Below are 9219 nucleotides of genomic sequence, written 5' to 3' on the forward strand. Positions count from 1 at the left end.
AGAGTCTTGGCGGCACCTATGAGACTGACATGACCATGGTTAGACTGGTGTACGCTTCGTCGCAACGATTCCTTTAACCAAAGGCGTGGGCTGATATATCCATCTGTGTCTGCCTTGATGATGAGGGGTATTTTACGTTGCCAAAGATTATCGGCGGCATGGAGAAAGTGACGACTAAACCAATTGATGCCAATGACCACGTCTGCAGAGGTCGAATCCCAAACTTGACCGGACAAAATCTCTTTCCGGCTGACCGAAATGATTTCGAAGTCGGGTGATTGATAGTCAGTCAGCTCAGGTTTTTCGGCCGTGACCAAAATGGCGTCATATCCTGCCAGCTTAAGAGCACGCATATACATGCCCTGGTCTTTAAACGCATGAATTGGGGCGTAATCTAAAAACACCACTGCGACACGCATGTAAGCCCTCCCAGAAATTACCGTTAACCATGCTGCCCCACCGTGTAATGGCGTTAATTTGTAGGGACCGGGCATGATCGCGCAAATCTTTCTTTGTGGGATATGCCGGTCAATGGGGGGTTCAGCTTTGCTTGAAATTCGAGCCAATATCCGTAGTCTGATTTTCCACCGCATGGTTTTCGTCGGGTCCGACACGTGAGCATGTCCGTGGTTGCCAACCTTTTTTCATATGGCTTTATTTCGAAAACGTAGATTTTGTGACAATCTTCCGGTCGAATCGGCCACGACGAACTTGTTCTATAGCGTGGCATGTTGTCAGCGGAAAACCTATCACCTCGACGGGTGATTAAAAGGTGACGGGAAAGACCTTGGGGGTGACGAGGGAAGATACTGGGCACTTTAGGGAATTCTTTAACCCCGTTATGGCATCACTGAAAGGTCGATATCGCACCCTCTTGTGTGATAGACGGGATAAGCATCCGGAGTCACTTATACATCGCGCTTTTTTTGCACGGCCGATTGAGGAGCTTTGGTGGCTGATCTAAAAGGACGGGAAATTGTCATGATTTCGGGAGATGGATGGTTCTTCGAGGGTGATCGCAATTCGCCCATGTGGGGTGATGTGATAGGACTACGAGTTTTGCGACAATGATCCCTGTTCGAAGGATTGCGCTATACGAACGAGTAATTCTTCAGGACGTGTTGAGAGGAGCATGTGATGATGAATGAATGATACTCCCGAGGTGAGCATTATTATACCAACCTATAATCGGCGGGAGCTTCTCGAACAAGCAGTGCAGTCTGCTTTGGCCCAAGACTATGACAAATTTGAGATTGTGATCGTCAATAACGCGTCTACAGACTCCACCCAGTCTTTCTTGGCAACGCTTCGTCATTCTAGGATTCACGTCTATGAGCAACCGTCATGGGCTTCGATGCAAGAAAACATTTGGTTTGCGTTGCACTGCGCACGGGGCCGCTATGCGGTGATATTGTCAGACGACGATTTGCTGGCTCCGGAGTTTTTGAGTCATGGGATGAGCGCCCTGTGCTCACGCACAGATCCTTGTTTCTACACGGTCGATTTTGGCCACATTGATGCCGATGGACATCTCATCGGCGATCGTCCGTCATTGCTGACGGGAGTGTACTGCGAGCCACGGTTGTTTTTCAGGAGAAATTGGGTGGGGTTATGCGCTACCCTATTCCCGGTCGAGGCGGTGCGAAACATTGGATTTGTCGACAACATGTTTTTTGATTGGACATGGTGGAACGTCTTGTCCCTTTCGGGATTTAATCTCGCGGTGTCTTCTGAGAGGCTAGCTTTTTATCGCATTCATCCATCATCCACCACGGTCAGAGCAACTGAGTGGCAATATGCCGAGGCAACCCGTGATATGTATCATTTTCTCCTCGGTCGGTTTGATCAATTCAAGGAGTTACATCGTTTGTATCATGACGCCGAAGCGCGCTGTCGATATTGGGCATCGCGCGAGGACCCGACCATGTGGCGTCCTTTCGTGGCTTACGGATTGACACACTGGTCGTTTGAATCTGCAAAGCTTTTGCTGATGCGATGTGTACCGTTGAAGATCGTCAATATCGTGCGCCAGGTCAGGCGAAGGGGAGGGATGTCGTTGCCCTTAGGTCTTCGTCGCGTCGATTTGTTGACACGACCGGGAAAAACGAGGGAAACCCCATATGACTCAACTTATGCCAAAAAGTCGCCTCGGTAGTATTTCTTCGAAAGATTAGATGGTGCGTGGTGGATCAAGCCATCACTTTTCGGGGTCACGCTAGAACTTACAAAGTACGGGTGGTATGGAGACCAACGTGAAAGATAATGTGGTCAAAGTCAGGGGGATGGTCGTGAATGATATTCAGTTAAGACAGTTGCAGATGAAAGAACTGGAGATGCTGTTGGAAGTGGATCGCCTATGCAAGAAGCATCAGCTCACCTACTATTTGATTGGGGGATCGGCGTTAGGCGCTATACGACATGGGGGTTTTATACCTTGGGACGATGATATCGATATAGCTCTTCCACGACACGACTATCAACGGTTCCTGGAGGTCTCTCTTAAAGAATTGGCCGATGCCTATTATTTACAGACCTACAGAAGGCAACCACATTTTCCGTTTCCTTATGCGAAGGTAAATAGCAATAATACGACCTTTATTGAGACTGGCTTGCAGAAACTCAAGATTCATCACGGGATTTTTATCGATGTGTTTCCTCTTGATGGTGTTCCTAACAGGTTGCTAATGCAGCGAGTGCAGGAATTTTTCTTTAAAGTGGCGCGCCGCATCCCCATCGGTCTATCGCAAAGACTCACCTTTTTGCGGTGTCTTGCCATGGACTGGGTGATATCGAGAGTCTCTCTCGACCACGCAGATAACTGGGCTAACCGCGTGGGGGGTCGACGCGAGATTATGGATCGCGCCATATTCGGGACGCCGAGATACCTCGAATTCGAAGGGCATCAACTTCCGGTACCAAACCAATGCGAAAAGTACTTGACGAACATATACGGACAATACTTGGAAGTTCCTCCAGTCGACCAACGAAACGGACATAACCCCTGGGTTGTTGATCTGAATAAATCGTATATGGACTACTTAGGGTAACGGTACGGGTGCGGAGTGATGAGTGTGAGGAATCTTGACACGATGACTACATTGAGTGTGCGTCGTAGCAACTATATGTCTCGACTTGATTATCTCAGCGACGGGCGAGCAGTCTTGATGTGGGGCGCGTTAGCGTGGATGCGATGAGTCCTACGCTACGGTGCGAAGTCCTTGGATTTTTGAAGATAGAAGTGACAAGCCTCTTGAACGACGGTTTGCCAGTCGATTCGGGGAGACCATCCAATCATCTGACGAATCTTTTCATTATCGCCAATCCAATAGCGGCCCTCGGATTGCCTATTCGGTCGCGCTCCCCAGTTCAGTAAAGACTCTGAGGCACCCATATGTCGGCAAATGGCTATGACAAATTCTCGTACCGTCTTGCCATGGGCTGTCGCGACATTGAACACTTCCGCGCGGTGTGGTTGTTCCCATTTGAGAATGTCTACAAATGCGCGTGCCACATCGTCGACAGCCACAAAATCTCGCACCTGATATCCGTCGGTCAAATTGAGTGGTTCTCCTCGCAAGAGGGTCTGGATGGTGGACTGCAGCAGTCGATGGGGGTTGTCTCCTGCGCCAACCGCACCAAATACGCGTAGATAATCGAGACAAATGTCGTATGCCTGGCATTTTTCCTTGATCGCATAAAACCCCGCAACTTTGCTGGCAGCGTATGGTGTGGTCGGTTTTAACGGCGTGTTCTCGTCGAATTTCTGGTCCGATTCGCTGAATCCATACTCGAATCCCGATCCCGCGACAATCATTCGTGGAATGGTCAAGGCAGATGCCACCTCCGCGGCTTCACAATTTACATCCACGTTAGCCTTCCACAAATCCGGCCAACTCTGGCGCTGGGGATCGATACCATCGCCCACACAGTTAATTAACGCATGATAACGTGGGGCGCTTTGGAGTATCGGCGTGAGTCCACTGGCCGTGAGTTCCAGCGCCTGAATCACTGAGAATGCTGGATATTGTGAGGCTACCGAGTCGATTCGCCATTTCCCGCGCGCGTTGGGCCGAACTACGCCGGTGACTCTAAATCCTTGATCTAATAGTTCCTTCGTGACCCAGCTTCCAATAAACCCGCTTGCTCCCAGTATAAGAATATTCATCCCTATCAGTCCCAAACCTTCCATGGCGCCTCATGAGCGTCCCATAACTGGTTGAGATAGGTTTTGTCCCTCAAGGTATCCATGGGGTGCCAAAATCCCCGGTGTTGATAGGCGTACAAGGCCTCCTTGCGCGTTACACGAATCAAAGGAGCATCCTCAAAGGGTTCGAGGTCGTTATGAATGAAGTCGAAGATGGATGGTTCAAGCACAAAGAACCCCCCGTTAATCCATCCCCCATCCCCTTTGGGCTTTTCAAAGAAACTCGTGACTAGACCCGATGCATCCATATCTATGGCACCAAATCTTCCCAATGGTTGGACCGCTGTCACGGTAGCCACAGTTTTTGGGTACCGGTTATGTTTTCGTACGAGCTCGTGTAAGTTCACATCGGATAGCCCGTCTCCGTAGGTCATCATAAACGTCTCATTGCCAATGTATTTCTTGACTTTGGCCAAGCGCCCTCCGGTTTGGGTCTGGGCCCCTGTATCGATTAAGGTGACAGTCCATGGTTCGGAAGCACAGTGATGCCACTCGATTTCGTTAGTCTTAAGGTTAATGGTCACATCCGAACTGTGAATGAAATAATTCATGAAATATTCCTTTATTTGATATCCTTTGTAGCCTAAGCAGACAATAAACTCGTTGAAGCCTTGTGCGGCATAAAATTTCATAATGTGCCATATAATTGGCCTGCTACCGATGTCCACCATCGGTTTCGGCTTTACCACCGTCTCCTCGGATAGCCTGGTGCCCAGTCCTCCCGCGAGAATGACGACCTTCATGACGTGCCCACCTTTCCTGCTAAAATGGCATGCAACGTGTCCGCAATGTAATGCATACTCTCTGCTCCCAGTGCTGGATAAACGCCTACCCAAAATGAGTGATGCATCACTACGTCGGCCATATCTAAGGTTCCGGAGACCCGAAACGTACTCGTGCGATACGCTGGTTGCCGCAGCACGTTACCAGCAAATAAGAGCCGGGTATGGATGCCGGCATCCTCGAGACGTGCAATGACCTCCAGGCGGGATGGCGTTTCTCCACTGCGAAGTGTGATCGGGTATCCAAACCAACTTGGCTTGGCCTGGTGGTGGTAGCGAGGAAGTATGAGTTGACCGCTCAAATCGGCCAGTCGTTCGTGTAAAACGGCAAAGTTTTGGATCCTGCGTTCTATAAACTGCGGCAAACGGGCGATTTGTGCCAATCCGATAGCCGCTTGGATATCAGTCATTTTTAGGTTGTAGCCGATATGACTATACGTATATTTGTGATCGTAGCCATAGGGAAGAGATCCTTGTTCCCAGGTAAAGCGCTTTCCGCACGTATTATCGCAGCCGGTTTCACACCAGCAGTCTCGGCCCCAATCGCGAAAGGACTCCACGATGGTCTTTAACCGTGGTCGGTTCGTGTAGACAACCCCTCCTTCTCCCGTGGTGAGGTGGTGGGCGGGATAGAAGCTGCCGGTGGACAAGTCACCGAAGGACCCAACCATCTTACCTCGCCATTGCGCTCCCAAGGCGTCACAGGCATCTTCAATGAGCCATAGGTTATGGCGCTCTGCTAATGCTGTCACACGGTCCAGATCGAAAGGGTTGCCCAATGTGTGTGCGGCGATGATGGCTCGAGTCCGTGGGGAAATTGCCTCTTCCAAGGCATCCATCGCGAGGTTGTAATGGCCGAGTTCAATATCCACCAGAACTGGGACTAACTGGTTTTGAATGATGGGGTTCAAGGTTGTAGGAAAGGAGGTGGCGGGTACAATGACCTCATCGCCTGGCTTCAACCGCCTCTCGCCCAGCTGTTCTGACGTCAAGGCTGAAAGAGACAACAAATTGGCCGATGAACCAGAATTCGTAAGTATTGCGTGGCGCACATTGAGATATCGCGCCAGCTGTCGCGCAAACTGTAGCGAATATGCACCGCTGGTCCACCATCCGTCGAGGAGAGCCTCCATGCCAAAGACTAATTCCTCAAAGCCGTAAACCTTTCCGCTAACCGGCACTCCTTGTTCTATCGGGATGGGGAATGCTGGAACCGAAACCTGAAGTTCCTCTTCCAAAAATTTTCGAATACGCTCTGCCCGTATTATGAGGACACCTCCGCCCAGGAAACCCAGTCGGCGTCTTGAATAAACGTGGAAATTTGGTTCGTGGTCATACTCATCAGTTGACTGGGATCGTCACCATCCATCCAGTGTTGGTACCACTCTACGGTCATTCGCATGCTGGTCTCGAAATTCCACACGGGTCTCCATCCTAATTGTCGTTGCGCTTTTCGGCTATCGACAGCCAAATGGGGACTCTCTTCAAAACGATGCTGGTTTGATACTTCGACACTAAGCGAATGGCTCACGTTCTGTCGGATGGCATTGACTAGGTCCTGAACTGTTTTTCGTTCGCCGGAGGGTCCGAAATTCCATGCGCCACTGTATTGTAAGGGAGATTGTAGCAGCATCTGCCCAAGCCGCAGATATCCCACCAATGGTTCTAGTACGTGCTGCCAGGGGCGTATACTGAGGGGATGGCGCAGGAGAACCCTCTCCTTACGTGACAGTGACCGCATCACGTCTGGTACGAGTCGGTTCTCTGCCCAGTCACCGCCACCGATGACGTTGCCCGCCCGCGCTGTGGCAAGGCCCACCCCGTGTTTCGCCAGTAAGAGGCCGTACGCATGGGTCACCAGTTCTTGAGAGGCCTTGCTGGCGCTGTAAGGATCGTCTCCTCCGAGGGGGTCTTCCTCAGAAAATGCGACCAGACCGTCCGGAGAGGGGCGATAGCATTTGTCACTAGTCACGACAATCACTCCGCGGACGAATTCAGTTTCCCGGACTAACTCTAACAACTGAGCTGTTCCCATGATGTTTGTTTCGAATGTTGTCCAAGGGTCCCGAAATCCTTCACCGACTAATGTTTGGGCTGCCATATGAATAATTAATTCCGGATGAAACTCCGCTAACTGTCGCTTTAAAGACTCGTGATCGCGGATGTCACCGTACCCTTGATCCATTCGCGATGCGAGATCGATAAGAGTAAATAGGCTAGGTTCGGTAGGAGGCTTGGGGAGTGAATAGCCAGAGACCTTCGCGCCCCATAGCATGAGTAGAACCGACAGCCAAGCCCCCTTAAATCCGGTATTTCCGGTAATCAAAACCCGTCGATCGCGATAAAACTGTTGCATTGTCGTCCCTCTCCTTAAACGGTAATCGCTCGTGACGGATTCTTCTACCTCAAGTGTCCGAGGTCGAGTCCATCATGTGGGAAGACTCTTAGCCCACCTTTTTAGGGTCGTGCAAACAGAGAGTGGCACATCTTTTGGTGGAGGGACATCACCCCTGGAAGGTGATACACGGGCGATTTAGAGATGAAAAACGTGAATGAGCGTCAGATGTTCGTTTCTCATGGGGAGGACACTAGTTTCAAAGCGCCATGGGGAAATGCTGAGGTGTCGTCAGGCTAATCCCGATTGAGCGGAGGGGTTGGGTGGCTTAAGAAGTTCTGAAAAAGGAGTCTCTTTCGTGTGTTATTTGCGTGGAGATATGAGGGATGGATCCGAGTTACTATATGCCCATACTGGAATGGCGGCTCGAATAGGACTCGGAGGATGGATCCCATAGGCGAAAAGAAAAGCAGATAATTCATTTGGTATCCCGGCATTTTGAGATTATCCGGTTCAACCTAGCTCAAAGGAGCGGTGGGAGGGTGCGTCAGTTGATAGCCGTTCCTGGTACTTGTCGTTTTTGCACGACGCGGTGTAGGCTATAAGCCACTCCGATTGCATAGGTGATGTTGGCAAGGCTCGTTCCGAGGGCTAGACCTCGGCCTTGCAAAAGGTGGACTAATATCACATCCGCCCCAATGTTGGTGAAAGTGGCTACAAGAGACCACATGGCTAGTGATCCGGTATGTTGAAGCGAGACCATGTCCTTTACCAAGAGCTGAATTAAGGTCATGGCCGCCAATCCCACCGCACAGTACGGTAAGATGCCACTGGTGAGCTGAATGAAGTGTTGATTACATGAACCATGGTGATAGATCAGGCGAATAAGTACCTCGGGGCCCCAAATCAGTGCGAGCGTTAAAATCACCATTCCTCCCCCCATCACGACAGCCCCTGAATTAATCGTCCGTTGCCAAGCGTCAAGCCGTTCTCCCACTATGTGTTGCGAAAGGCGGGTAAAAATCGGCGTGACCAATGGTTCCACGAGAATGCCCAGCGGTCATTGAATTAAGCGATATCGGTCGACAATCATCCCTAATGAAGAGGTGAGAGAGGTCATCACAATGGGTCTCGCCAAACAGATGAGACGGTGCGTCAAGGGATGCCTAAAGGACCATACGAATCGCAAGTGAAGGACCATACGAATCGCAAGTGAATTCCTTGCTTCACTAACCCCTTTTTTCCATAACCTGGGAGGTTCCATGACAACCTGAATCCATGATTTTCATCGTCTTGTCATTCTAATCCCGGCGACTCCACGCCGTCATTGGAGAGTTCTACTATCGCTGGAAAAGAAGCGCTGTAGGCAGCCAATGCAACACCATGGCCCATTGGCTGTCCAAATCAACCATGGTTGTTTCGCCCGCAATCTCATGCCGCATCGTACTTTTTGGCCATCTTCCTCACCTCGATTAGGTTAAAGTATCGCCCCGAGTTCGAGATGTCCATGGAATAGACTAACATCTAGTACGTCGCGGTCGCTGTAGGGAGAGTTTGCCACATCCGGCGCGGCGTCAGTGCACCCGGCATACGGGCACTCCAAGGATCACCAGCCCGATCTCAAACAAATTCTGATGACGTTGTTCGTCAACCGTGAAGGGGTGCCCTGGTTCGGCACCGTGGAATCCGGTCATCGATCGGACAAAGCGCTGAAGGGGGACATGATCGATCGGCTGACGGCGGCCCTTCCGACGATCTTTCATGCCACCTTGAGAGCCATTCTGGAGGCACTCCCAATCCCGCTAACCGTCTTTACGGACCCACCCGTACCAAAAGTCGCCACCATGAAGAAAACTCGATTGTTTCAATGTTTAGGAGCGAAAACGGTGATTTAACTG

At 50.6% G+C, this 9219-nt stretch carries 8 protein-coding genes and 1 pseudogene; 3 read left to right on the forward strand and 6 right to left on the reverse strand.

Going from position 1 to position 9219, the window contains the following annotated elements; all coding sequences use genetic code 11:
• A partial coding sequence (locus tag ACOJWD_RS10980; RefSeq protein ID WP_486993273.1) for a hypothetical protein occupies positions 1 to 419 on the reverse strand: 419 nt, incomplete at its 3' end.
• Between the two features lie 725 nt (positions 420 to 1144).
• Between ACOJWD_RS10980 and ACOJWD_RS10985 the strand changes: the two genes are divergently transcribed.
• Together ACOJWD_RS10985 and ACOJWD_RS10990 are read left to right on the forward strand one after the other, a co-directional pair.
• On the forward strand, positions 1145 to 2155 hold the full coding sequence (locus ACOJWD_RS10985; protein WP_486993274.1) for a glycosyltransferase family 2 protein: 1011 nt from the start codon (positions 1145 to 1147) through the stop codon (positions 2153 to 2155).
• 97 nt (positions 2156 to 2252) lie between these two features.
• A complete protein-coding gene (locus tag ACOJWD_RS10990) occupies positions 2253 to 3047 on the forward strand; it encodes a LicD family protein (RefSeq protein ID WP_486993275.1) in 795 nt (264 codons plus the stop codon).
• A 155-nt stretch (positions 3048 to 3202) separates the two neighbouring features.
• On the opposite strand, the gene ACOJWD_RS10995 is transcribed toward ACOJWD_RS10990, so the two are convergent.
• The 5 genes from ACOJWD_RS10995 to ACOJWD_RS11015 form a co-directional block, all read right to left on the reverse strand.
• Positions 3203 to 4189, reverse strand: coding sequence for an NAD-dependent epimerase/dehydratase family protein (locus ACOJWD_RS10995; protein ID WP_486993276.1), 987 nt, complete (start codon positions 4187 to 4189; stop codon positions 3203 to 3205).
• Entirely contained in the window at positions 4171 to 4947 is a 777-nt protein-coding gene (gene rfbF / locus ACOJWD_RS11000; protein WP_486993277.1) for a glucose-1-phosphate cytidylyltransferase, read from the reverse strand. Before rfbF ends, ACOJWD_RS10995 begins: the two co-directional genes overlap by 19 nt.
• Positions 4944 to 6224, reverse strand: coding sequence for a lipopolysaccharide biosynthesis protein RfbH (gene rfbH, locus ACOJWD_RS11005; RefSeq protein ID WP_486993278.1), 1281 nt, complete (start codon positions 6222 to 6224; stop codon positions 4944 to 4946). The genes rfbF and rfbH overlap by 4 nt, the downstream gene beginning before the upstream one ends.
• Before the next feature lie 26 nt (positions 6225 to 6250).
• The gene (rfbG, locus tag ACOJWD_RS11010) at positions 6251 to 7342 is read right to left on the reverse strand and encodes a CDP-glucose 4,6-dehydratase (RefSeq protein ID WP_486993279.1); all 1092 of its coding nucleotides are present in this window, start codon (positions 7340 to 7342) and stop codon (positions 6251 to 6253) included.
• A gap of 526 nt (positions 7343 to 7868) precedes the next feature.
• Positions 7869 to 8378 (reverse strand): lipid II flippase MurJ, encoded by a 510-nt coding sequence (locus ACOJWD_RS11015; protein ID WP_486993280.1) that lies wholly within the window; start codon positions 8376 to 8378, stop codon positions 7869 to 7871.
• A gap of 517 nt (positions 8379 to 8895) precedes the next feature.
• Between ACOJWD_RS11015 and ACOJWD_RS11020 the strand changes: the two are divergent.
• Positions 8896 to 9069: pseudogene (locus ACOJWD_RS11020) on the forward strand (IS1634 family transposase); the annotation flags it as partial.
• Between the last annotated feature and the right edge of the window lie 150 nt (positions 9070 to 9219).

This window comes from Sulfobacillus sp. TH-112 (assembly GCF_057473405.1).

Excerpts from the sequence above, each read along its gene's own strand:
- ACOJWD_RS10995 (WP_486993276.1), bottom strand. The coding sequence starts at position 4,189 with ATGGAAGGTTTGGGACTGATAGGGATGAATATTCTTATACTGGGAGCA.
- rfbF (WP_486993277.1), bottom strand. The coding sequence starts at position 4,947 with ATGAAGGTCGTCATTCTCGCGGGAGGACTGGGCACCAGGCTATCCGAG.
- rfbG (WP_486993279.1), bottom strand. The coding sequence starts at position 7,342 with ATGCAACAGTTTTATCGCGATCGACGGGTTTTGATTACCGGAAATACC.
- ACOJWD_RS10985 (WP_486993274.1), top strand. The coding sequence starts at position 1,145 with ATGAATGATACTCCCGAGGTGAGCATTATTATACCAACCTATAATCGG.